The organism is Roseateles sp. GW821-FHT03B02 (genome assembly GCF_059421025.1).
In genome coordinates this window covers 263,790-285,984 of sequence record NZ_JBWKUV010000001.1, presented here as the reverse complement: position 1 = coordinate 285,984, position 22,195 = coordinate 263,790, and the positions used below count along the sequence as shown (strand labels likewise).

At 71.3% G+C, this 22,195-nt stretch carries 25 protein-coding genes; 13 read left to right on the top strand and 12 right to left on the bottom strand.

The annotated features are described in order from the left end of the window. Positions 1-5 precede the first annotated feature (5 nt). The 3 genes from AC07VX_RS01310 to AC07VX_RS01300 are packed head-to-tail and all read right to left on the bottom strand — an operon-like array spanning position 6 to position 2,485. Positions 6-1,025 carry a LytS family sensor histidine kinase gene (locus AC07VX_RS01310; RefSeq protein WP_493163536.1) on the bottom strand — a complete coding sequence of 340 codons (1,020 nt, stop codon included), beginning with the start codon at positions 1,023-1,025 and terminating at the stop codon, positions 6-8. After that, positions 1,022-2,107 (bottom strand): sensor histidine kinase, encoded by a 1,086-nt coding sequence (locus AC07VX_RS01305; RefSeq protein ID WP_493163537.1) that lies wholly within the window; start codon positions 2,105-2,107, stop codon positions 1,022-1,024. The genes AC07VX_RS01310 and AC07VX_RS01305 overlap by 4 nt, the downstream gene beginning before the upstream one ends. Before the next feature lie 9 nt (positions 2,108-2,116). Beyond that, positions 2,117-2,485 (bottom strand): hypothetical protein, encoded by a 369-nt coding sequence (locus AC07VX_RS01300; protein WP_493163538.1) that lies wholly within the window; start codon positions 2,483-2,485, stop codon positions 2,117-2,119. Between the two features lie 286 nt (positions 2,486-2,771). On the opposite strand from AC07VX_RS01300, the gene AC07VX_RS01295 reads away from it, so the two are divergent. Beyond that, a complete protein-coding gene (locus tag AC07VX_RS01295) occupies positions 2,772-5,027 on the top strand; it encodes a penicillin-binding protein 1A (protein WP_493163539.1) in 2,256 nt (751 codons plus the stop codon). On the opposite strand, the gene AC07VX_RS01290 is transcribed toward AC07VX_RS01295, so the two are convergent. Genes AC07VX_RS01290 through AC07VX_RS01280 form a run of 3 tightly spaced genes read right to left on the bottom strand, consistent with a single transcriptional unit; the run spans position 5,021 to position 6,637 of the window. After that, positions 5,021-5,407 carry a VOC family protein gene (locus AC07VX_RS01290; RefSeq protein WP_493163540.1) on the bottom strand — a complete coding sequence of 129 codons (387 nt, stop codon included), beginning with the start codon at positions 5,405-5,407 and terminating at the stop codon, positions 5,021-5,023. The two genes, AC07VX_RS01295 and AC07VX_RS01290, sit on opposite strands and share 7 nt — an antisense overlap. A gap of 28 nt (positions 5,408-5,435) precedes the next feature. Then, entirely contained in the window at positions 5,436-6,128 is a 693-nt protein-coding gene (locus AC07VX_RS01285; protein ID WP_493163541.1) for a DUF4386 domain-containing protein, read from the bottom strand. Beyond that, positions 6,125-6,637, bottom strand: coding sequence for a hypothetical protein (locus tag AC07VX_RS01280; RefSeq protein ID WP_493163542.1), 513 nt, complete (start codon positions 6,635-6,637; stop codon positions 6,125-6,127). Before AC07VX_RS01280 ends, AC07VX_RS01285 begins: the two co-directional genes overlap by 4 nt. Positions 6,638-6,875: 238 nt before the next feature. On the opposite strand from AC07VX_RS01280, the gene AC07VX_RS01275 reads away from it, so the two are divergent. Next, positions 6,876-7,583 carry a hypothetical protein gene (locus tag AC07VX_RS01275; RefSeq protein ID WP_493163543.1) on the top strand — a complete coding sequence of 236 codons (708 nt, stop codon included), beginning with the start codon at positions 6,876-6,878 and terminating at the stop codon, positions 7,581-7,583. 98 nt (positions 7,584-7,681) lie between these two features. Then, on the top strand, positions 7,682-8,359 hold the full coding sequence (locus AC07VX_RS01270) for a hypothetical protein (protein WP_493163544.1): 678 nt from the start codon (positions 7,682-7,684) through the stop codon (positions 8,357-8,359). Positions 8,360-8,365: 6 nt separating this feature from the next. On the opposite strand, the gene AC07VX_RS01265 is transcribed toward AC07VX_RS01270, so the two are convergent. Both AC07VX_RS01265 and AC07VX_RS01260 read right to left on the bottom strand, forming a co-directional pair. Continuing rightward, positions 8,366-8,974, bottom strand: a complete 609-nt coding sequence (locus AC07VX_RS01265; RefSeq protein WP_493163545.1) for a hypothetical protein — start codon at positions 8,972-8,974, stop codon at positions 8,366-8,368. A gap of 134 nt (positions 8,975-9,108) precedes the next feature. Next, positions 9,109-9,639 carry an SRPBCC family protein gene (locus AC07VX_RS01260; RefSeq protein ID WP_493163546.1) on the bottom strand — a complete coding sequence of 177 codons (531 nt, stop codon included), beginning with the start codon at positions 9,637-9,639 and terminating at the stop codon, positions 9,109-9,111. 80 nt (positions 9,640-9,719) lie between these two features. Here AC07VX_RS01260 and AC07VX_RS01255 point away from each other — a divergent pair, with 80 nt between their 5' ends. Continuing rightward, positions 9,720-10,580 (top strand): phytanoyl-CoA dioxygenase family protein, encoded by an 861-nt coding sequence (locus AC07VX_RS01255; RefSeq protein WP_493163547.1) that lies wholly within the window; start codon positions 9,720-9,722, stop codon positions 10,578-10,580. Between the two features lie 143 nt (positions 10,581-10,723). Beyond that, positions 10,724-11,716: a BON domain-containing protein gene (locus tag AC07VX_RS01250; protein ID WP_493163548.1), complete on the top strand. Its 993-nt coding sequence runs from the start codon at positions 10,724-10,726 to the stop codon at positions 11,714-11,716. A 59-nt stretch (positions 11,717-11,775) separates the two neighbouring features. On the opposite strand, the gene AC07VX_RS01245 is transcribed toward AC07VX_RS01250, so the two are convergent. The 4 genes from AC07VX_RS01245 to ttcA all read right to left on the bottom strand — a co-directional run bounded on the left by AC07VX_RS01245 (position 11,776) and on the right by ttcA (position 15,387). After that, positions 11,776-12,195: a hypothetical protein gene (locus tag AC07VX_RS01245; protein WP_493163549.1), complete on the bottom strand. Its 420-nt coding sequence runs from the start codon at positions 12,193-12,195 to the stop codon at positions 11,776-11,778. Positions 12,196-12,314: 119 nt separating this feature from the next. Then, a complete protein-coding gene (gene glmU / locus AC07VX_RS01240; RefSeq protein WP_493163550.1) occupies positions 12,315-13,694 on the bottom strand; it encodes a bifunctional UDP-N-acetylglucosamine diphosphorylase/glucosamine-1-phosphate N-acetyltransferase GlmU in 1,380 nt (459 codons plus the stop codon). A gap of 65 nt (positions 13,695-13,759) precedes the next feature. Continuing rightward, positions 13,760-14,377, bottom strand: coding sequence for a DUF4136 domain-containing protein (locus tag AC07VX_RS01235; RefSeq protein WP_493163551.1), 618 nt, complete (start codon positions 14,375-14,377; stop codon positions 13,760-13,762). Between the two features lie 62 nt (positions 14,378-14,439). Further along, complete coding sequence (gene ttcA, locus AC07VX_RS01230) at positions 14,440-15,387, bottom strand: tRNA 2-thiocytidine(32) synthetase TtcA (protein ID WP_493163552.1); 948 nt, start codon at positions 15,385-15,387, stop codon at positions 14,440-14,442. Positions 15,388-15,518: 131 nt separating this feature from the next. On the opposite strand from ttcA, the gene AC07VX_RS01225 reads away from it, so the two are divergent. From AC07VX_RS01225 to AC07VX_RS01190, 8 genes are read left to right on the top strand one after another with little or no spacing between them, the layout of a single operon-like run. Further along, positions 15,519-15,803, top strand: coding sequence for a DUF2249 domain-containing protein (locus AC07VX_RS01225; protein ID WP_493163553.1), 285 nt, complete (start codon positions 15,519-15,521; stop codon positions 15,801-15,803). A 34-nt stretch (positions 15,804-15,837) separates the two neighbouring features. After that, the gene (locus tag AC07VX_RS01220; RefSeq protein WP_493163554.1) at positions 15,838-18,111 is read left to right on the top strand and encodes a nitric-oxide reductase large subunit; all 2,274 of its coding nucleotides are present in this window, start codon (positions 15,838-15,840) and stop codon (positions 18,109-18,111) included. A 12-nt stretch (positions 18,112-18,123) separates the two neighbouring features. Further along, a complete protein-coding gene (locus AC07VX_RS01215; protein ID WP_493163555.1) occupies positions 18,124-18,588 on the top strand; it encodes an Rrf2 family transcriptional regulator in 465 nt (154 codons plus the stop codon). Next, positions 18,585-18,917: a metal-sulfur cluster assembly factor gene (locus tag AC07VX_RS01210; RefSeq protein ID WP_493163556.1), complete on the top strand. Its 333-nt coding sequence runs from the start codon at positions 18,585-18,587 to the stop codon at positions 18,915-18,917. Before AC07VX_RS01215 ends, AC07VX_RS01210 begins: the two co-directional genes overlap by 4 nt. A gap of 9 nt (positions 18,918-18,926) precedes the next feature. After that, on the top strand, positions 18,927-20,024 hold the full coding sequence (locus tag AC07VX_RS01205; RefSeq protein WP_493163557.1) for a DUF8744 domain-containing protein: 1,098 nt from the start codon (positions 18,927-18,929) through the stop codon (positions 20,022-20,024). After that, positions 20,021-21,211: an NnrS family protein gene (locus AC07VX_RS01200; RefSeq protein WP_493163559.1), complete on the top strand. Its 1,191-nt coding sequence runs from the start codon at positions 20,021-20,023 to the stop codon at positions 21,209-21,211. Before AC07VX_RS01205 ends, AC07VX_RS01200 begins: the two co-directional genes overlap by 4 nt. A 16-nt stretch (positions 21,212-21,227) precedes the next feature. Then, entirely contained in the window at positions 21,228-21,896 is a 669-nt protein-coding gene (locus AC07VX_RS01195) for a hypothetical protein (RefSeq protein WP_493163560.1), read from the top strand. Between the two features lie 52 nt (positions 21,897-21,948). Further along, complete coding sequence (locus tag AC07VX_RS01190; RefSeq protein WP_493163561.1) at positions 21,949-22,164, top strand: DUF3079 domain-containing protein; 216 nt, start codon at positions 21,949-21,951, stop codon at positions 22,162-22,164. The last annotated feature ends 31 nt before the right edge of the window (positions 22,165-22,195 follow it).

The following is a 22,195-nucleotide window of genomic DNA, read 5'->3' as shown; positions in this document are numbered from 1 at the left end:
CGAGGTCAGGTCGGCGTGGGCCAGGTCAGCTTGAACAGCGGCATATCTTCGATGAACAGGTCCAGCGACGCCGCCTCGCCGTGCACGGCCTGCAGCCGGCGGGACAGCGCGGACAGGGGCACGCGTTCGGCCGCGAGCCGGGTCTGCGTGAGGTCGGGGCCCAGCGCGCGCAGCCGCAGTTCCGCCCGCCCGGCGCCGCTTTGCAGCGACAGGCTCCACAGCGTCGTGCCCTCGTCCAGCAGCGGCCGCACCAGGGGCAGCAGCACCATGGGCGCGAGCGGCCAGTCGGGGGGATCGGCGAGGTTGGCCAGGTGCAGCCTCTCGGTGTGCTGGGCGTCGGCGCTGACCAGCCGCGCGTAGGCGCGCAGCGCGGCGATCTCGCGCGCCAGCGTCGACACCTCGGCCTCGACGTGGGGCTGCAGGGCGCGCAGCAGCTCGATCAGCGCGGCCAGCCGTGCCTGGGCGCGCAGCGGCTCAGCCTCCAGTTCGGCATCGATGGCAGCCAGGCGTTCGGACAGCAGGACCGGGTCCACGCGGGCCTGCAGGGCCAGCAGCTGGGTCGCGGCGAGCTGGCGCTCGCGCCGGGCGGCCGCGTCGCGCAGCGCCGCCAGCCGGGCCTGCGCGCGCTGGGAGAAGCGCAGCTGCACGTAGACGGTCACGCCCAGGGCATGCCAGACGAAGGTGGTGCTCGCCAGCGCGTAGTTGGCCTCGTCCGTCCACCAGTCCACCTTGCCCAGCAGCGGGTACAGGGCCGGCGCGATGACCCAGACACCGCCGATCACCGTCGTCAGCACGACGGCCGGGTAGGCCATCCAGGCCGGCAGGCGGCGCGCGTCGACCAAGGCATCGGCCAGGCGCACAAGCAGCACGGCCGGCACGCCGAACTGCAGCACGTTGTAGGTCAGCGCGTTCACCAGGTCGTTGCCGGGCATGCTGTTGCCCAGCGGCGTGCCGTTGGCGATCAGCGTGGCGGCGCCGACGAGCAGCATCCAGCGCATGTCGCCGGGGTGCAGGTCGAGCTTCATCGCCACGGCAGCTGCACGCGCGCGACGAGGCCGCGCGGCTGGTTGATGTGCAGGCTCAGGCGCGCTTGCGGACCGTAGGCCGCCGCGAGGCGCGCGCGCAGCGTGGCCAGGCCCGTGCCGCTGCCGCTGCCGCTGCCCATGCCGGCGCCGGTGTCGGCGACCTCCAGACGGAGCAGCCCTGCGGCCTCGCGGTCCGGCTCGGCCCGCACGCAGATCTCGCCACCCTCCACCTGCGGCCCGATGCCGTGCTTGATGGCGTTCTCGGCCAGCGTCAGTAGGCAGGTCGACGGGACGATGACCTCGTCCAGCCCGGGCGCGATCTCGTAGCGCAGCGTCAACCGGTCGGACCCGATGCGTCGCTGGTGCAGTGCCAGGAAAGCACTCACCAGCTCCAGCTCGCGGGCCAGCGGCGTCTCTGCCTGGCGCAGCTCGGGCAGGGCGGCAGCGAGGTAGCGGCGCAGGTCGCCCAGCATGGCGCGTGCGGCAGGCGCGTCGGTGCGGGCCAGGCGGCGCAGATGGGCCAGGGTGTTGAAGAGGAAATGCGGCTCGACCTGGGCCTGCAGCAGCGCCGCGCGCGCGGCGTCGAGCTGGCCGGCCTGGGCCTGCTCGCTGCGATGCAGGGACTCGGCATCCGCCTCGCGGCGGCGGCCGCGCTGGTGGTATTCCAGCGCCAGGCAGGCGCAGCTGGACAGGATGAGCTGCACCTGCACGTTGTAGGGCGAGAAGAAGATGTCGGGCCCGCCGAAGCGGTGGCCCAGCATGCCGACGAAGGTGCTCAGCATCGCGAGCAGCACGATCTGCGCCGCCAGCCCGCTGCTGCGCAGTTGCGGCGAGCGCGGCAGCCAGGGGTGGCTGAGCACGGCGCCCAGCCAGATGCTGTAGAGCATGACGGCGACGGCCAGCCAGGCATTGCTGCCCGGCAGGTGGGCGGCGCGGCAGCCCCCGTCCTCGCTGGCGAATTTGCAGTTCACCAGCTCGGGCAGCATCAGCCCGGCCGCCAGCGCCAGGCACACCACGGCGGCCACGGCCAGCGCCGGGCGGCGCAGCAGCGGGCGGGTGACAGGCGCGGGCGAGGGCGGCATGAAGTGGGGTCAGCGGGCGTCGGTGCGGACTGCCTGCGCGAGCGTGGCCGAGGCCGCGGCGGCGGCCGTCACGGGCGTGGGGTCGGCGAAGCGGATGTTAAGGACGTAGCGCTGCGGCGTGCCACGCTGGCAGTCCAGCGACTGCATCGCGATGCGCACCGGCGTGCGGTAGACGCGCGAGCCGTCCAGCGCGAGCAACTGGGCGCGGCCGTGGGCGTCCACCTCGAACTCGACGCGCACCTCGCCGTCCTGGCCGACGCGCTGCTTCGCGCTGGCGAGGTACTCGGTCAGCTGAGCGCCGGCATCGGGGCAATTGGCCGGGGCGGCGAGGGCCAAGGGGGCGGCGGCGAGCAGCAGCAGGGGCAGCAGGGTCTTCATGGCGATCTCCATGGGGTTGGCGATGGCGCAAAGTTAGAGATCGCCGGCCGCCCGGTCAGCCACCGCCGGACGAAGCCTGCGGATCACCCGACGAAGCCGCGGCCGCGGCCGACGGCGCGACGGCACCATGACTTACGGCACGAGGGCACGCGTGCCCGCCGTGGCGCTAAGCTGCGGCCCAGTCGAACCAGGAGACGAGATGCGCCTGCCCGCCCTGACGGCCCAGCTGTCGTCTCATGCCGCCCGCGCCGCCGGCCGGGCCTGAACACCGAAGAAATCCTCACCCGTGCTGCCTCGTTCCGCGCTTGTCCAGGCCATGCTGGCCCGCCCCTGGTTGATGGCCCTGCTGGGCCTGCCCCTCTTTCTCATGCTCGTCGGCGCCATCGTCGCGATCTTCCTGTGGCAGCAGCTGCCGGCGCTGGACGTGCTGACCGACTACCAGCCCCACCAGCCGCTGCGCGTGCTGAGCGCCGACGGCCAGTTGCTGGGCGAGTTCGGCGCCGAGCGGCGCCGCTTCGTCGCGCTGAAGGACATCCCCAAGCCCATGCAGGACGCGCTGCTGGCCGTGGAGGACGCCGATTTCTACGCGCACTCGGGCATCGACTTCGGCGGCATCGTGCGCGCGATGTTCCGCAACCTGACCCACAGCGGCCCGCTGCACGGCGCCTCCACCATCACGCAGCAGCTCGCCCGCGACACCTACCTGACCAAGGAGCAGCGCTGGTCGCGCAAGGCCGTCGAGGCGCTGCTGGCCATCAAGATCGAGCATGCGCTGAGCAAGGAGCAGATCCTCGAGATCTACATGAACCAGATCTTCCTCGGCAACCGCGCCTACGGCTTCGCCGCAGCGGCCGAGCGTTACTACGGCAAGACGCTGGACAAGCTCACGACGGGCGAGATGGCCCTGCTGATCGGCCTGCCCAAGAACCCCATGGGCTTCAACCCGGTGCAGAACCTCGGCCGCGCCAAGCGCCGCCAGGCCGTCGTGCTGGAGCGGCTGGTGGCGGTGGGGCAGATCACGGCCGAGCAGGCCAGGGCGGCGCGCGAGCAGCCGCTCAACATCCAGCGCCCCAAGCGCCTGTCCGGCATTGCCGACCATGCCGCCGAGATGGTGCGTCAGGAGATGCTGACCCGCTTCGGCGAGGACGTCTATACGCGCGGCCTCACGGTGACGACGACGCTGCTCTACGCCGAACAGGCGGCGGCCCAGGAGGCGCTGCGCCATGCCCTGTTCGAGCTGGAGCGCCGCCAGCCCTTCCGCGGGCCGGAAGCGACGGTGGAGCTGCCGCAAGGCGAGGCCCAGGACGACGCGCTGGACGCCGCCTTCGACGCCCACCCCGACCTCGGCGAGCTGCGCGCCGCCGTGCTGCTCAAGGTCGACAAGGGCGCGGCCGAGCTGGTGCTGGCCGACGGCGAGCGCATCGCGCTCAGGGGCGCTGCCATGCGGCCGCTGCAGGCCCTCAAGCGCGGTGCGGTGCTGCGCGTTCTGGAGTCCAACAAGCAGTGGCAGCTCAGCCAGACGCCGCAGGCCGAGGGCGCCGTCGTCACGCTGGACCCGGCCACCGGCGCCATCCGCGCGCTGGTTGGCGGCTTCGACTTCACCCGCAACCAGTTCAACTCCGCCACCCAGGCCTGGCGCCAGCCGGGTTCGGCCTTCAAGCCTTTCATCTACTCGGCGCTCATCGAGCAGGGCGGCTGGGCCGGCACGCTGGTCAGCGACCAGCCCTTCGAGCAGGGCGACTGGGCGCCGCGCAACTACGACGGCCAGTACGAGGACGCGCTGACGCTGCGCCAGGCCCTGGCCAGGTCCAAGAACATGGTCACCATCCGCGTCGCCCAGGCGCTGGGCCCGCAACGCGCCCGCGCGTGGTCGGCCCGCTTCGGGCTCGACGAGGACAAGCAGCCGCTGAACCTGACCATCGCGCTCGGCACCGGCTCGGTCACGCCGCTGCAGATGGCCCAGGCCTACGCGGCGTTTGCCAACGAAGGCCAGCTGCCCACCGGCTGGCTGATCCAGCGCGTGCAGGACGCCCAGGGCGAGGTGATCTGGAAGGCCGACCCGCCCAAGCCGCGGCAGGCCGTCAGCGCGCGCAATGCCTTCATGACCTCGCAGCTGCTGGCTGCGGTCGCCCGCGAGGGCACGGCGGCGCGCGCCAGCGCCATGCTGGGCCGCTGGGATCTCTACGGCAAGACGGGCACCACCAACGACGCCGTCGATGCCTGGTTCTGCGGCTTCCAGGCCACGCGAGCCGGTGCGGTGTGGATAGGCTATCCGCAGCCCAGGTCGCTCGGCGAGCGCGAGAGCGGCGGCGGCCTGGCCCTGCCGGTGTGGGCCGCGACGATGGCGGTCGCGCTCAAGGGCCAGCCCAACACGCAGCTCGCGCCGCCCGCCGAGGGCCTCGTGGAGCAGGATGGCAATTGGTTCTACTCGGAGTTCGCGGGCGAGCTGGCGATCGCGCGCATCGGCCTGCCGGCGGCGGCCGCCGGCGATGCGGCCTCCGCGCCCGAGCCCGGCGCCTCCGATCCCACGCGCGGCTATTGACCGGCCGGGGGCTCCCAGAGCTCGATCTTGTTGCCCTCGGGGTCCATGACCCAGCCGAACTTGCCGTACTCCGAGTCCTGCGGCTCGCCGACGACCTCGCAGCCCTCGGCGCGCAGCGCCGCGATCAACCCGTGCAGGTCGGCCACGCGGTAATTGACCATGACGGGTGCCGTGCTCGGCGCGAAGTACTCGGTATCGGCCTTGAAGGGCGTCCAGATCGTCGTGCCGACGCCGCCGGGGTTGTCGGGCGTGACCCAGCTGAAGGCCGCGCCGCCCCAGGGCTGCACGTCCACGCCGAGGTGCACCCGGTACCACTCGGCCAGGGCCGCGGGGTCGCGGGACTTGAAGAAGATGCCACCGATGCCGGTCACGCGTTTCATGGAAGCCTCCTGAAGTCGCGCGATTTCATCACGGGACGGCGCGCGGCCTGCCCACCGTCAGCCACAGCGCAAACACCAGCTCGCCGACGAAGGCCGGGGCCAGCACGGCGGGGAACAGCAGCCGGGCAAGGTCCGGCGCCAGCAGCAGCGCGAAACTGTTGACGAGATAGGCCAGCCCCGCCACGGCCAGCAGGCCGCCCAGCAGGCGCGGCACCCGATCGCTGCGCAGGATCAGCCCGCCGCGGATGAGGCAGGCGAAGCCGAAGAAGATCAGACCGATGCCGAAGCCCTGGCCATGCAGCTGCACGGCCAGCATCGCCAGCGCCTCGCGCTGCGCCGGCACCAGCGCGGCGCCGAGGGCCGGGCTGGTCAGCAGTTCCAGAGAGGCCAGCAACTGCACGCGGTTGGCCACCAGCACGGCGGTCTGCACGAGGTTGAGGCCGGTCGCCGTCAGTGCCAGCGGCTCGTTCACGGGCCGCAGCAGCCGCCACAGCACGACGATGACGGGCAGGTCCAGCACCTGCATCAGCAGGTCGGCGGCCAGGCCCAGGCGCCACAGCTGGGGGTGGGCGGCGATGCGCTGCGCCGTGGCTGCGGCGTCGCCGGCCACCACGAGCGTGCCGCGCACGCAGGCCTCGGTCCACAGGCCCAGCGCGATGATGGCCAGATAGCACAGGCCGGCGATGCAGAGCTCGCGGCGGCCGACGGTGGCGGCGCTCATGCCGGCTTCACCGCGTGCCAGACCCGGCGTGCCGCGCCGCGGGCGAGCCAGGACAGGCCCGCGATGGCCGCGCCGATGAACATCGGCAGCAGCGCACCGAAGCTCCAGCTCATGCCCAGCACGAAGCCGAGCAGGCTTTCCGGCCGGTGGGCCGGCAGCAGCAGCGCGAGCAGCAGCAGGCCGAAGAACAAGGCCTCGGTCGTGGCCTGCGCATGCAGGCTGAAGGCCAACGACAGCGCCGCTCCCAGCAGCAGCGGCAGCGCAAAGCCCAGGGCCACGGGGCCCCAGCGCCGCGCCGGCGCACCCGGCACCGGCAGTCGGCCCGCCGCCCAGGCGGCCAGCATCGGCAGTACCAGCAGGCCCCAGGCGTTGGACAGGCCCGGCAGATCGGCACGCTGCATCAGGTGGTGGGTGACGATGCCGCCGTGGCCGGCTTCCCAGCCGAGGTGCAGGCCCTCGGCGAGCAAGGCCAGGGCGGCGAGCGTGAGGCGGCGTGTCGTGGTTGGCATGGGCGGAGTTTCGGGCTGTCGTGCTGGCCCGCAGCATGCCCTCCCGCAAGGGGTGGCTGCGACCCGCTCCCGACCGCCCGCAGCTTGCCGTTGACCGGCTGCAGCCCGCCGCGACGGGCGGCGGAGGTAACAATCTGTTGGGCGGGGTCGCGGTGCGACGCCATCGCTTGCAATTGCACCGGCCGGGCGGGGCGTTGCCCTCTAGAGTGCGTGCCGCCCTCCACTCCGACCCGTCTGCATGCTGTCACGACGCTTCGTCACCCTCGTCCTCCCGGCGCTGCTGGCCGGCTGTGCCGCCCTGCGACAGGACGAAGGCGCGCGCACGGCGCCGCCGGGTGCGCGCATGGCCCAGGCCCCGACGGTGGCCGGCGTGGCCGAGGAGAGCCTCGGCCGGCCGGCCTGGGGGCGGCAGGGCGAGTTCACGCTGCATGGTCAGCGCGTGCGCTACGAGCGCGGCATGGAGCGGCTGGCGCTGTTCGAGGCCCTGCCTGCGAGCACGCGCCCGCCGCTGCGCTTCAACTGGGCCGGCCCGGCGGGCGACAGCGCCGCCGTCTGCGAGGCCTGGACGCCCGAGCAAAGCGCCAACGGTCGGCTGACCGACAGCAGGCCCTGGGTGCTGAGCTGCCGCTGGGGTGCCGCGCCCGCGGCCATGCTGCAGATCGGCGAGGGCCAGATGCGCCGCGGCAGGCTCAGCCGCGAAGGAGCCTACCGTCGCGGCGAGCTGACGGTGGGGCTGCGGTCGGCCCATCTGCTGGAAGGCAGTGCCCAGCCGCAGACGGCGGCCGTGGGCTACGAGATGCTGCACCAGGGCGCCGTCGTCGGCAGCCTGGACCTGAGCGGCGCCGTGCCCCGCCTGCGCCGCCCCGACCCGGCCACGCCGCTGGGGCGTGCCGTCACGGAAGCAGCCCTGGCGCTGGCCCTGGTCTGGGAGCCCGCGCCGCGCTGAGCCCGTTGGCGCCGGGCATGACGGCAGTCATGGGTGAGGACCGGCATGCGCCGGCTTGCCGCCTAGAGTGCCGCCATCGACCGACGAGAAGGTGGCGCATGCGATATCCCTGGCTGTGTGGAACTGTGGTGCTGGCCAGCCTGGCCGGCCTGGCCGGCTGTGGCGTCGTGCGCGAGGCGCGCATGGCGCAGCCCGCGTCGCTGGCCGCGGTGGCCGAGGAGTCCTTCGGCAAGCCGGGCTGGGGCCGCAGCGGGGCGTTCGAGCTGGCCGGCCAGCGCGTGCGCTACGAGCGCGGCGCGGACCGGCTGTCCCTCTTCGACACCCTGGCCAGCGGGCGCGCGCCGCTGCGCTACACCTGGACGACGGCGGCGGGCGACAGCGCGGCCGACTGCACGGCGCGCCAGACCGAGGTGACGGCCGGTGTGCTGGCGCTGGCCACCAAGCCCTGGACGCTGAACTGCCGCTGGCAGGGCGCGTCCAACGCGGTGCTGCAGATCGGCGAGGGCCGGGTGCAGTGGGGCCAGCAGACCCGCGAGGGCAGCTACCGGCACGATGCCCTGATGCTGGGCCTGCGCTCGGTGCACCGGCTCGAGGGCAGCGCCTTCGCCACGGCGGCGCCGGTGGGCTACGAACTGCTGCACGAGGGGCAGGTCGTCGGCAGCGTCGACCTGAGCCGGGGCGTGCCTCGGCTCAGGCGGCCCGACCCCGGCACGGCGCTGGGCCGGGCAGTCACCGAGGCGGCCCTGGCGCTGGCGCTGGTCTGGGAGCCGAGCTGACGGGATTCAATGCCTGGTGCGGCGCGTCACCGAAAGCGCGAGCGCCGCGATGGCGACCAGGGGCAGGCTGCCCGGCAGGGGCAGCCGCTGCTGCACGATATAGCCGTTGAACCACATTTCGCCGATGGCGTTGGAGAGCACGAAGTTGATGTCCGCGCTCAGCGTCTGGCCGGGCGCAAACGAGCCGAGGCTGAAGGCCGCGAGGCTGGCGCCGGCGCCGATGCCGAAGATGGGGTTCAGCGCCGCAAAGCTGATGTCGGTGTCGGACAGATTGATGAAGCGGTCCTCGTTGTCGGCCTCGGCCGTCAGGTTGCCCTTGCGGAACAGGCCGGCCGCGTCGTCCCACTGCATGGCGGTGGTGTTCGATGGCGAGCCGTTGACCCATTGGCTCGCCGCGATGAAGAACAGCGGCCCCGTCGTGAAGGCGTTGTTGTTGGTCCAGTCGAGGGGCGTGACCCATCGGGTCGTGCCGTTGCCGAGGTTGGTGAGGAAGGGGCCGCCGGTCTGGCTGGTGCCGATGGCGCCGATCACTTCGTAGGGCGCGGCCAGCAGCAGCGTTGGCGCGAGCAACAGGGCAGCGAGCCAGGCCTTGGCGCAGCGCAGGAGGGTCATCATGGTGCTTCCTTTCCAGGAGGAGGGGCACGTCGCCCGACGTGCCGGGGCATGGGCGCGTGACGTTGCTCCCGCGGCTCTGCGGGGTCAAGGGGTGACTGCAGCGATGCCCCCCCGTTCCCGGGGGGCATCCATGGTCAGCCTTTCTCGGCCAGCGCCTTCAGGTTGGCCAGGCCGGCGTCGAAGTCCGGTCCCACCATCTTGTCCATGAACAGCCCCATCCAGCGGTAGACGGGGTTGGCGCCCATGTCGCCGTTCATCGTCCAGGTGACCTGGGTGCCGCCGCCGTTGGCGTCGAGGCGGAAGTCGCCGGTGGAGGTGGTGCCGAAGTCGGGGAAGAAGAGGTCGTAGCCCAGGCGCTTGGGCGGCTCGGCGGTGGTGAAGGTCATGCGGCCGTCGCCCTGGCTCTTGCTCTTCCATGCCCAGACGGCGCCGGCGCCCGAGGCCGGGCCGCTGTACTCGATGGCCATGGCCGGATCGCGCTGGTTCCAGGCGCTCCACTGCTTCCAGCCGCGCGGGTCGGCGATAAGGGCGTAGATCTTGTCCGGCGCGGCGTTGATGGTGGCCGTGCGGGACACCGTGAACTTGGGCGACAGCATCAGCCCTCCGGCCAGGCACACGGCGATCAGCAGCACGATGGCGACGAGCAGGACCTTGAGCGCTTTCATCGGGAGTCTCCCGGGGTGGTGAAGTGGCCGCACTGTGGGCTCCCTGCGCCGGCCACACAATCCGCACAACTCCTTCCCGCATGCATATGAAGATCGACGCTGCCCTCGCTTCCGTCTACGCCGAACAAGGTTTCCTCGTCATCCCCGGCTTCAAGCAGGCTGCCGACATTGCCGCGCTGCGCGAGCGCGCGCTGCAGATCGTCGACGCCTTCGACCCCGGCGAGCAACGTCCCGTCTTCACGACCGAGGAGCAGCAGCGCCATGTGGACGACTACTTCCTCGACAGCGGCGATCAGGTGCGCTGCTTCTTCGAGGAGGAGGCTTTCGATGCCGAGGGCCGGCTGCGCGTGCCCAAGGAACTGGCCATCAACAAGATCGGCCATGCGATGCATGACCTGGACCCGGTCTTCAGCGCCTTCTCCAAGGGCGAGGCGCTGCGCGGCGTGGCGGCGGCCCTGGGGCTGGACAAGCCGCAGGTCTGGCAGAGCATGTTCATCTTCAAGCAGCCCGGCATCGGCGGCGAGGTGCGCTGGCACCAGGATGCCAGCTTCTTCGAGAGCGACCCCATCACGGTGACGACCTTCTGGTTCGCGCTGGAGGACGCGACGCTGCAGAACGGCTGCCTGTGGACCGAGCCGGGCGGCCACCGTGGCGCGCGCGGCGTGCTGCGGGAGCGTTTCGTGCGCGAGGGCCGCAAAGCCTGGATGGAACAGGTCGACGCGACGCCCTGGCCCGCGGCGGACTCGAAGCAGGCCGTCCCGCTGGAGGTGGAGGCGGGATCGCTGGTGGTCTTCCACGGCCTGCTGCCGCATTACTCGGCTGCCAACCGGTCCGAGAAGTCGCGCCATGCCTACACGCTGCACGTGACGGACGCCGCCAGCCGCTACTCGCCGCGCAACTGGCTGCAGCGTGGCAGCGCATTGCCGGTGCAGGGCTTCTAGCGCTGTCACAGCCCTCACAACTGCGCACGGGCGCGCTGCCTTGTCCTACAAGCGGAGGTGACGCGCGCCGGCACGGCGGGGGCGCCGGCGCCCCAAGAATCGATTCATCACGAACCCGTCGATCCCGACAACAGGAGGCAGTGATGAAGTTTCCGAAATCCATGCATGCCGACGGCTGGGCCAATCATTTCGATGATGTGGCCGCCCCCGTCAGGACATCGTCGCCAAAGCCAGGCCCGAAGGCCGGCGCCAAGCCCGTCTCCGCCCACACCCCGTTGCAAGGCGATCCGCTGCCGCGCAGCGCGGCGCCAATGCCCGCATCGGCCTCCCATGCCGCCATGCCGGCTGTCCGGCCCGTGGCCAGCACGCCGCGTTCCGGGACGCTGCCCTGGGTGATCGGTACCGGCGTGGGCGTGCTGCTGATCGGCGGGGCGGTGCTGATGTCGCGCAGCACCACGCACCCCGAGCCCGCCACGCCCGTCATCGTCGGGCAGGTCACGCCTTCGCCCGAAGACGCCGCACTGCGGGCCGCTCCGCCCGGCACGGGCGTGGTGACATCCGCGCCGCAGGAAGCGGCGCCCGTGCCGGCCGAATTGCCGGCAGTCAAGCCCGCTGAGGCGGCACCGGCTCCCGCCGAGACGCGCACGGTCAAGGCGCTGCCAACCAGCGCGCCGCCGGCCGCCGCCGTGGCCGCCGCGCCGGTGCCCAAGGCGCAGGCGCCTGCGCCGGCCGTCCGCACGCTGATGCCGCAGCCGGAAGTTCTGGCCCAGGCTGCGCCGCAACCCGTGGCGCCTGTGCCGGCGGCCCCCGCCGTCGCGCCGCCGGAGGCTGCCGCTGTGCCTGTCTCGCCGCCCCAGGCCCAGCAGACGCCGGCCGCGCCTGACCCTGTCGACGCCGGGATCACCATCCAGGTCCGCCAGGCGCTGGCGGCCGACGCGACGTTGGCGGCGGTGCCCATCGCGGTCAGCACCGACCATGGTGTCGTGAAGCTGGAAGGCCGGGCGCCCGATGCCCAGGCCCGCGAGCGTGCCACCGTCGTGGCTGCGAGCACGAGCGGCGTCAAGGCCGTGGACAACCGGCTGACGCTGCCGCCGGTGGCCTCGCTGGACCGCAGCGCGATCAGCAACGGCGGTTGATGTCGACGCCACCATGACAAAGGCGCCCCGCGGGGCGCCTTTTGCTTGGGCATTGCCGCTCAGTGGCAGTGCTGGGTGCGGGCAGGGGCCAGTTCGGCGTCGATCAACGCGTCTTCCGTGACCTCGCGTGCGGCTTCGAGCTGCAGGCAGAGTTCGGCGATGCCGTCGTCGCGGCCACCCTGCACCTCGGGCAGCGGCGCGCTGGCGACGTCGGTGGGCAGGTCGGCGAGGGCACCGATCAGCTGGAACAGCAACTCGAGGCTGGCTTCGCCGTTCTGCGGCAGGTCGCGGGCGGCGCCGAGGCTGCGCGCCAGGTACCAGCAGGCGTCGGCGGCGTTGTCGCAGGCCTGGGCCTTCAGCTCCAGCGCGCGGTTGCGGGCATCCGCTTCGCTGCGTGCCTGGGCGATCTCATAGGCGCCGAGATCGGCCGGGACGGCATCGTCAAGCGAGAGCGCGGCAAAGTCGAGTTCGTGGGCCATGGGCTACTGCGGCATTCGTGAGTCGGGGTCATCGTAACGGCGTGCCGGGGCAGGACGCCTCCCCCGGAACCGGGCCTCGTGACGCAATCGCGGGAACTAAGTCACAAGGCCGGCGCTATTCAACGCTTCTTGGTCGGGCGGGTCCAGCCGCTCAGCGCCACCTGTTTGCCGCGCGCCACGGCGAGGTCGCCGGGGTTGACGTCCTTGGTGATGGTCGATCCGCCGCCGATGGTGGCGCCGCTGCCCAGCGTGACCGGGGCCACCAGCACGCAGTTGGAGCCGACGTGGACGTCGTCGCCGATGGTGGTGCGGTGCTTGTTGGCGCCGTCGTAGTTGGCGGTGATGGACCCGGCGCCGTAGTTGACGCGCTCGCCCACCGTCGCGTCACCGAGGTAGGCGAGGTGGTTGGCTTTGGCACCCTTGGCCAGCGTCGAGTTCTTGACCTCCACGAAGTTGCCGATGTGCACCTCGGCGCCCAGCTGGGCACCGGGGCGCAGGCGGGCGAAGGGGCCGACCAACGCACCTTCGCCGACGCTGGCACCTTGCTTCTCGCCGTCGATGTGGGTGAACTCTTGGATGCGCGCGCCGGCCGCGATCTTCGCGTTGCGGATGACGCAGTTGGCGCCGATGCGCACGCCGTCGCCCAGTTCCACCGCGCCCTCGAAGACGCAGTTCACGTCGATCTCGACATCCTGGCCGTGCACCAGCGCGCCGCGCAGGTCGAAGCGGGCCGGGTCGGCCAGACGCACGCCGGCGCGCATCAGGTCCTCCGCCTGCCGGGCCTGGAAGGCGCGCTCCAGCTGGGCGAGCTGCACCGGGTCGTTGACGCCCAGCACCTCGATCTCGCTGTGGGCCTTGATGCCCAGCACTGGCAGGCCCTCGGCGACGGCCATCGCGACGATGTCGGTCAGGTAGTACTCGCCCTGGGCGTTGTTGTTGGTCAGCTGGCCGACCCAGCGCTTCAGCGCGCCGGTGGGGGCGGCCATCATGCCGCTGTAGCCCTCGTGGATGAGGCGCTGTTCGGGCGTGGCGTCCTTGTGCTCGACGATGGCGAGCACGCCGTCGTCGTCGGGGTCGCGGATGATGCGGCCGTAGCCGGTGGGGTCGAACAGATCCACCGTCAGCAGCACCAGCGCGTGGCCGGCGCAGGCGTCGATGAGGGCCTTGGCCGTGCCCGTCTCGATGAGAGGCACGTCGCCGTTCAGGATCAGCGTCGTGCCCTCGCCCTGCAGCACGGGCACGACCTGCTGGATGGCGTGGCCGGTGCCGAGCTGGGGCATCTGGCGCACGAAGGAGATGCCGTCGGCGGTGACGGCCGCTTCCACCTGCTCCGCGCCGTGGCCGGTGATGACGATGCGGGCGGCGGCGGCCAGCGGCTCGCAGCTCTTCAGCACATGGGCCAGCAGCGAGCGGCCGGCGAGCTTGTGCAACACCTTGGGCGTTGCGGACTTCATGCGGGTGCCCTTGCCCGCCGCCATGATCACGATGTTGAGCGCCATGCCTGCCTTGCGACTGCGTTTTTGAACGAAGCCACGATTATGGGCAGGCAGGCGTGACGTTTCCGCTAGCGAACGGCCTGCACGGACACGCGGTGCGACTTCGGGTTGACCTGGGGGAACTCGGCCAGGGCCGCGTCGAACAGCGGCGTAAGCAGCGCATCGCTGCCCGCGGTCATGCCCTCGTTGCTGGCATGCGTCTCGAACAAGGCCTCGCCGCTGGCGCGGTCGCGCATCAGCAGGGCCACGGCGCGGTCGTAGCGGCGGTCGAAGAAGGGGTCGTGGCGCCAGCCGAAGCCGCTCCAGCCCGGCGCGTAGCCGTAGCGCGGTGAGATCAGCCGGCCGCGCCAGCGCCACCACAGCGGGTCGTCCCAGGGCACGGGGTCGTAGGCGGTGACGCGGGCGCCCAGCGTGACGAGCACGTCGGCGCTCTTGGTGTCGGCTGCGGGCTTGAAGCCGGCTTTTTCCAGCGCGGCGCGGGCGGCGTCTTCCAGCGTGGTCTGGCGCTTGACGGCCTCCTCGCTCTGCTGCTGGGAGGGCAGGCGGTCGAAGGCGTAGCTGCCGGGCTTGCGGCCGGCCGGCCAGGCGCCGTAGCTGGAGACGTCGGCGGAAACGGTGTAGGGGCCGCTGCAGGCGGCCAGGGCCGCGGATGCGGCGGTGACGAGGACAAGGCGGCGGTTCAACATGACGGCATCTCCGGTGGATGAGCTGCAGTCATTCTGACGCGCCGACTTTGCCCCTGTGTAAATCAGCGTTGCAGCGTGATCACCGAAGCCGTGGGGGACGGCGTGGCGCAAGACTCGTCGTCGTCGAACGCGATGTCGCCATCCGGCTCGGCCTGGCCCGTGGCCTTCATGGTCTCGAAGGGGAAGAGCTTCTTGTCCATCATGTGCGAGGGCACGATGTTGCCCATGGCCGTGAAGATGTTGTCGATGCGGCCCGGGTAGCGCTTCTCCCACTCGTTGATCATGGCCTTGACCTGCACGCGCTGCAGGTTGTCCTGGCTGCCGCACAGGTTGCACGGGATGATGGGGAACTCGCGGTGCTCGGCCCAGCGCACCAGGTCGGGCTCCTTCACATAGGCCAGCGGCCGGATGACGACGTTCCTGCCGTCGTCGCTGACGAGCTTGGGCGGCATGCCCTTCAGGCGGCTGCCGAAGAACATGTTCAGGAAGAGCGTCGTGACCATGTCGTCGCGGTGGTGGCCCAGCGCGATCTTGGTGGCTCCCAGCTCGCCCGCCACGCGGTAGAGGATGCCGCGGCGCAGGCGCGAGCACAGGCTGCAGGTCGTCTTGCCCTCTGGGATGAGCTTCTTGACGATGGAGTAGGTGTCCTGGTTCTCGATGTGGAAATCCACGCCGCGGGAACGCAGGTAGTTGGGCAGCACCTCCTCGGGAAAGCCGGGCTGCTTCTGGTCGAGGTTGACGGCGACGAGGCTGAACCGAACAGGCGCGCGCTGCTGCAGGTTGAGCAGGATGTCCAGCATGGCGTAGCTGTCCTTGCCGCCCGACAGGCAGACCATGACCTTGTCGCCGTCCTCGATCATGTTGAAGTCGGTGATGGCCTGGCCCACCTGGCGGTGCAGGCGCTTGGAGAGCTTGTTGATCTCGTGCGCGGCCTTCTTCGCGGCGAGGTCGGCGGCGAGTTCTTCGGCGCTGGGCGTGGCGGGGGAGATGGGGGCGAGGACTTCAGACATCCTGCCATTGTCCCAAACCGCGCGGGACCGCGCCCGGCGGGCGGCTTCGTCGGTCGGTTTGATGTACGTCAAATCGCCGGTCGGAGCTGGTTTCTAACATTCATGCATTCAAAATGCATATTAAGGAAGCCATGGCACCGAACACCCTCCAGCAAGTCGACCTGCGCGCGTTTGCCCGCGAGTCGCGCCCCGGCCTCGTCGACCAGCTCCTGCGGGGCCTGGCCGCAGGCGGCTCGGCGGCATTCATCGACGACGCAGACCCGCAGCCCCTGCTGCTGAAGCTCGGCCGGCACCTGCCCGGCCAACTGAGCTGGGACGTCAGCCAGCCGGGCGACGGCCTGTGGCTGGCGCGGTTGGCGAAAGCCCCGGCGGCCCACAACGACGGCCGCTGCTGCGGCGCCTGCGGCGGGGCCTGAGCGCCGTTTCAAGAGCATTCGAGAAGGAACCATCATGAAATCCACCAAGAGGCTCTGGCGTTGGCTGGGCCTGATCTTCGTCCTGTCGTTCGGTGCCCTGGGCTACCTGGGCTGGCAGATTTATCTATCCGCCCCGCCCATCCCGAGCAAGGTGGTCACGGCCGAAGGCGAGTTGCTGTTCACCGGTGAGCAGATCCAGTTCGGCCAGCAGGCCTGGATGTCGGCCGGCGGCCAGCAATTGGGAACCGTCTGGGGCCACGGCGCCTATGTGGCGCCAGACTGGTCGGCCGACTGGCTGCATCGCGAAGCCGTGGCGCTGAAAGAAAAGCGTCTGGCCGAGCAGCAGCAAGGTGGCCTGCCCGTGAGTGACGTTCAGCGCGCCGCGGTCGACCAGGCCGTACGCGAGGAAATGCGCCGCAACACCTACGACGAGGCCAGCGGCGAGGTGCGCGTGAGCGCCGCCCGAGCCCAGGCCATCCGCGCGGTGGCGTCGCACTACGACGGCCTGTTCGGCAGCGACCCCAAGCTGGACAAGCTGCGCGACCAGTACGCCATGACCGCCGACACCCTGCCGGACGCCGAGCGCCGCCAGGCCCTGACGGCCTTCTTCTTCTGGTCGTCCTGGGCCGCCACGACGGACCGCCCGGGCGAAGCCGGCCTGTCCTACACCAGCAACTGGCCGCATGAGCCGATGGTTGGCAACACCATGAGCACCTCGGCCGCGATGTGGTCAATGGCCAGCATCGTGCTGCTGCTGGGCGGCATTGCAGCGATGCTCTGGCTGCACAAAGGCGGCGACGAAGACGACGCCGTCGTGCCCAAGGCCGACCCGCTGCTGGGCGCCAAGGCCACGCCGTCGATGAAGGCCACGCGCAAGTACTTCTTCATCGTCATCGCGCTGATGCTGCTGCAGATCGGCATGGGCGTCGTCACCGCGCACTACGCGGTGGAGGGCCAGTCCTTCTTCGGCCTGCCGCTGGCGCAGATCCTGCCGTACACCATCAGCCGCACCGTGCACACGCAGATCGGCGTGTTCTGGATCGCCACCGCCTGGCTGGCCACCGGCCTCTACGTCGCGCCGCTGCTGTCGGGCGCCGAGCCCAAGCTGCAGAAGCTGGGCGTGGACCTGCTGTTCTGGGCGCTGATCATCGTCGTGCTCGGCTCGACGATCACCGGCTGGCTGGGCACGCTGCAGCACCGCGGCGTCGACTTCAGCTTCTGGTTCGGCAACCAGGGCCTGGAGTTCACGAGCATGGGCCGCTTCTGGCAGATCCTGCTCTTCGTCGGCCTGCTGTTCTGGGTCTTCCTGCTCGGCCGCGCGCTGTGGCCGGCGCTCAAGCGCCCGTCGGAAACCCGTGGCCTGATTGCCATGGTGTTCCTGTCGGCCACCTGCATCGGCGGCTTCTACGCCTCGTCGCTGACCTGGGGCCAGCACACCCACTACTCCATGATCGAGTACTGGCGCTGGTGGCTGGTGCACCTGTGGGTGGAGGGCTTCTTCGAAGTGTTCGCCACCGCCGTGGTCGCGCTGATCTTCACCAACCTGGGCCTGGTGCGCGCCGCCTCGGCCAACCGCGCCATCATTGCGGAGACCATCGTCTTCCTGTTCGGCGGCATCCTGGGCACGCTGCACCACCTGTACTGGACCGGCACGCCCACCTCGGTCATCGCCGTGGGCGCCGTGTTCTCGGCCCTCGAAGTGGTGCCGCTCACCCTCATCGGCCTGGAAGCCCTGCAGACCTATCGCCGCTCCAAGGGCGTGGCCTGGCTGGGCGCCTACAAGTGGGTCATCATGAGCTTCGTTGCCGTGGGCTTCTGGAACACGGTGGGCGCGGGTCTGCTGGGCTTCGCCATCAACCCGCCGGCCTCGCTGTACTACGTGCAGGGCCTGAACATGACGGCGGCCCACGGCCACGCGGCGCTGTTCGGCGTCTACGGCATGCTGGGCATCGGCCTGATGCTGTTCTGCCTGCGTGGCCTGTATGACCGTGCGCTGCATGCCGACAAGTTCCTCAAGCCCGCCTTCTGGAGCCTGAACATCGGCCTGGCCATGATGGTCTTCCTGTCGCTGCTGCCGGCCGGCATCTATCAGGCCTATCACAGCATCACCACCGGCCTGTGGTTCGCCCGCTCGCCGGAGATCATCCACTCGCCCGTGATGGAGACTCTGGTGTGGCTGCGCGTGCCGGGCGACATCCTGTTCGCCGCAGGCAGCGTCTTCCTCGCCGTGTATGCCCTGTTCCTGCTGCGCCGCCGCGCGGCGGACAGGCTGCCGGCGGCAGGCACCGCGCCGGCCCGTGGACGCTGAAAGGATTGACAGATGAGGCTCACCGCCTTCACCGACTACAGCCTGCGCGTGCTGATGTACCTGGCCGCCGATCCCGATCGGCGCGCCACGGTGGGCGAGATCTGCGCGGCCTACGACATCAAGGCCAACCACCTGACCAAGGTCGTGCATCACCTGGCCAAGCGCGGCTGGGTGGCCACGGTGCGCGGCAAGGGCGGCGGCCTCACGCTGGCCTTGCCGGCAGCGCAGATCCGCGTCGGCGAGGTGGTGCGCGACACCGAGGGCCAGGACCTGCCGGCCGAGTGCTTCTCGGCACGGCAGGACAGCCACTGCGCCATCGTCAGCCACTGCCGCCTCAAGGGCGTGCTGGCCGAGGCGGTGGAAGCCTTCCACGCCGTGCTGGACCGCTACACGCTGGCCGACATCACGGCCAACCGGCAGGCGCTGGTGCAACTGCTGCGCTTCGTCGCGCCGGCCGAGGCGGGCCTCGTCGCGTGACCGAACTGCCCTATCCCTACGAAGGCCCGGACGAGTTGCGCGAGCCCATCCTGGCGGCGCTGCGCCGCGTGGTGGACCCGGAGGTGGCCATGTCCATCGTCGACGTGGGCCTGGTCTATGGCGTGGCCGTCACGCCGGAGCGCGTCAAGGTGCTGCTCACCATGACTTCGGCCGCCTGCCCGGTGGTGGACGTCATCGTCGACGACGCCTGCACGGAACTGGACAAGGTCGTGCCGGCCGACCAGCGCATTCATGTCGAGGTGGTGTGGGAGCCGCCCTGGACGACCGACCGCATGAGCGACCGGGCCAAGGCCTTCATGGGCTGGTAGGGGCCGGCGATGCGACGCTCTCCCAGGCTGCTGACACGACTGGCCTTCGCGGTCCTCGTCGCGGGTGCGCTGGTGGCCGGCATCGCCGGCGGCCTCGTGCGTGCCGGCGTGGCGGTGCCTGTGGCGGCGGGCGCCGCCGTCTCCGCCCACGCCTTCCTGATGATCTGCGCCTTCATGGGCACCGTCATCGCCATCGAGCGCGCCGTGGCGGTCAAGCACCCGGCGGCCTTTGCCGGCCCGCTGGCCTCCGGCCTCGCCAGCGTGGCGCTGCTCGCGGGCGCGCCGGATGCCGCCGCGTGGCTGGCCGCGGCAGCGTCGCTGGCTTTCGTCGGCGTGAACCTGGCCGTGGTGTGCCGCCAGATAGCTGCCCACACGCTGCTGCTGCTGGCGGGGGCCGGGGCCTGGGCCGCCGGCAGCCTGGCGCATGCGCTGGGCGTCCTGGCCGGCGCGGTCGTGCCGCTTTGGTTCTGTTTTCTCGTCTTCACCATCGCCGCGGAGCGGCTGGAGATGACCCGGCTGATGCGCCGCCATGCCGTGGCCGGGCCGGCCCTGCTGGCCATCCTGGCTGCGGCGGCCGGTGGTGCGCTGCTGTCGGGCCTGGCGCCCGGCTGGGGTGGCCTGTTCTACGGGCTCTCGCTCGTCGCCCTGGCCGGCTGGCTGGCTGTCTTCGACATCGCGCGCCGCACCGTCCGCGCCGCGGGCCTGAGCCGCTACATGGCGCTGTGCCTGCTTACCGGCTATGCCTGGCTGGCCGTCGCCGGGCTGGCCTGGGCCGGCGCGGCGCTGGGCCTGCCGCTGCGCGACGCAGCCCTGCACGGCCTCGCGCTGGGCTTCGTCTTCAGCATGGTGCTGGGCCATGCCCCGGTCATCCTGCCCGCCGTCGCCCGCGTGAAGCTGGCGTTCGGCTGGCCCTTCTACCTGCCGCTGGCCTTGCTGCACGCCTCGCTGGCGCTGCGCCTCTTCGGCGGCCTGCTCAGCCCCCGGCTGACAGCCCTTGGCGCCGCCGGCAACGCGCTGGCCATCGCGGCGTTTGCGCTTACGGTGGCCGGCGCCGCCGTCGCCTGGCGTGCCGGCCTGGCGCCCCTGCAACGGATTTCAAAGACATGACGCACCTGCTGAGAATCGACGAACCCCCGGGCGGCGCGCGCGCGGGCTTTGCGCTGTTCGCGCTGGGCTTCCGGCCCTTCTACCTGCTGGCCAGCGTGTTCGCGGCGCTGTCGGTGCCGCTGTGGGCGCTGCAGTTCTCGGGCCTGCTGGGCCACGCCTACCTGGCCGGGCCGATCTGGCATGCCCACGAGATGCTGTTCGGCTTCACGCTGGCGGTCATCGTCGGTTTCCTGTTCACGGCCGGCGGCAACTGGACCGGCCAACCCACGCCGACCGGCTGGAAGCTCGCCGCGCTGGCCCTGCTCTGGGTGGCGGCGCGGGTGCTGGTGCTGACGCCCTGGGCGCTGGCCGCGGCCCTGGCCAACGTCGCCTTCCCGCTGGCCGCCGCCGTCGCGCTGGCCGTGCCCTTCCTGAAGGCGGGCAACCGGCGCAACTACTTCTTCGTCGGCCTGCTGGTGCTGCTGGCGCTGGCCGCCGGCTGCGTGCACCTGGCGCAGTTCGGCATCGTCGTGGTGCCGGGCTGGCTGGGCATCCAGGTGGCGCTGGATGTGGTGCTCTTCATTCTGGCCGTCATGGGCGGGCGCGTCATCCCGATGTTCACCAACAACGGCGTGCCGGGCGCCGGTGCCGCGCGCGAGCCGCGGGTCGAGAAGGCGGCCCTCGGCGGCGTGCTGGCCCTGCTGGCGGCCGACGTGCTCGGGCTGCAGGGCGCGCCGCTGGCCGTGCTGGCCGTGGCCGTCGGCATCGCGCATGCCTGGCGCTGGGCGCTGTGGCGGCCCTGGCGCACGCGGCGCGCACCGCTGGTGTGGGTGCTGCACCTGGCCTATCTGTGGGTGCCGGTGCACCTGCTGCTGCGCGCGCTAGCCGAAGCGGGCTGGCTGATGCCGTCGCTGGCCACGCACGCGCTGACGGTGGGCGCCGTTGGCGGCCTCGTCATCGGCATGATGACCCGCACCGCGCGCGGCCACACCGGGCGTCCGCTGAAGGCGGACCGCTTCGAAGTCGCCTGCTATCTGCTGATCGCCGCGGCGGCCGCCGTGCGCGTGATCCTTCCCCTGGCGGCGCCCGGTCAGATCGTCCATGCGGCGCTGGCCTCCGCGCTGCTGTGGTCGGCCGGCTTCGGCCTCTATGCCGTGCGCTACTGGCCCGTGCTGTCCCGCCCCCGCATCGACGGCCGCCCCGGCTGATCTCGACGAGACCCTCATGAAACTGCCTGACTACTTCGACGAAGTGCCTCGCCTGCGGGTGCAGGACCCACTGGCCCGCGTGCTGGGCTGCGCCGAGGACGGCGTCCTCGAATACGGCTTCGGCGACGCCGTGCGGCTGACGGGCCATGCCTGCGTGGCCGTCGCGTCGGCCTACTGGCTGACCTGGCTGGCGCTGGAGCACCTCTACCCCGACGGCCTGCCGCAGCGCGGCGGCCTCAAGGTGGAGTTCCGCGACGACGTGCGCACCGGCGGCAGTGGCGTGGTGGCGACCGTGGTGCAGATGCTCACCGGCGCGGCGGGCAGCTCCGGCTTCAAGGGCCTGGGCGGGCGCTTCAGCCGGGCCGGCCTGATCCGCAGCAAGCCCGACCTGGTGCTGGCGCTGCGCTTCACGCGGCTGGACACCCATGCTGCCGTCGACGTGGGCGTGGACACGGCGACGCTGCCCGGGCAAGCGGAACTGGACGCCCTCGTCGCGCTGCTGTCTTCGGGCAAGGCGACCGTGCAGGACGAGCGCGCGCTGGGCAGACTCTGGCAGGCGCGCGTACGCACGCTGCTGCTGGAGCGCGGGCGCGACCCCACCGTTTTTATGGTCCGACCGGTCCAGCAGCGCCAGCGCCAGCATGCGCTGCGGGCGGTGCCGGACGCTGCGTTGGCGCTGCAATGAGCGCCGCGCCGGGTCTCCGGCCTGGCAAGGCCGCAGGCCGAGGAGTGCCCCAGTGACCAAGAAGTTCCCTATCCGGCCGGCCAACCCCGGGCGCATCTGCTGGGGCTGCGACCGCTACTGCCCGTCCGATTCCCGGCAGTGCGGCAACGGCTCGGTGGCCACGCCCCACCCGAGCGAGCTCTTCGGCGAGGACTGGATGGACTGGGGCCTGGACGCCAGGGAAAAAGCGGCCGAGCCCGCCGGGCAGGCGGGAACGGTAGCGGAGTGATTCGTCGCGAACCTTGCGCGATGTCAAGCGC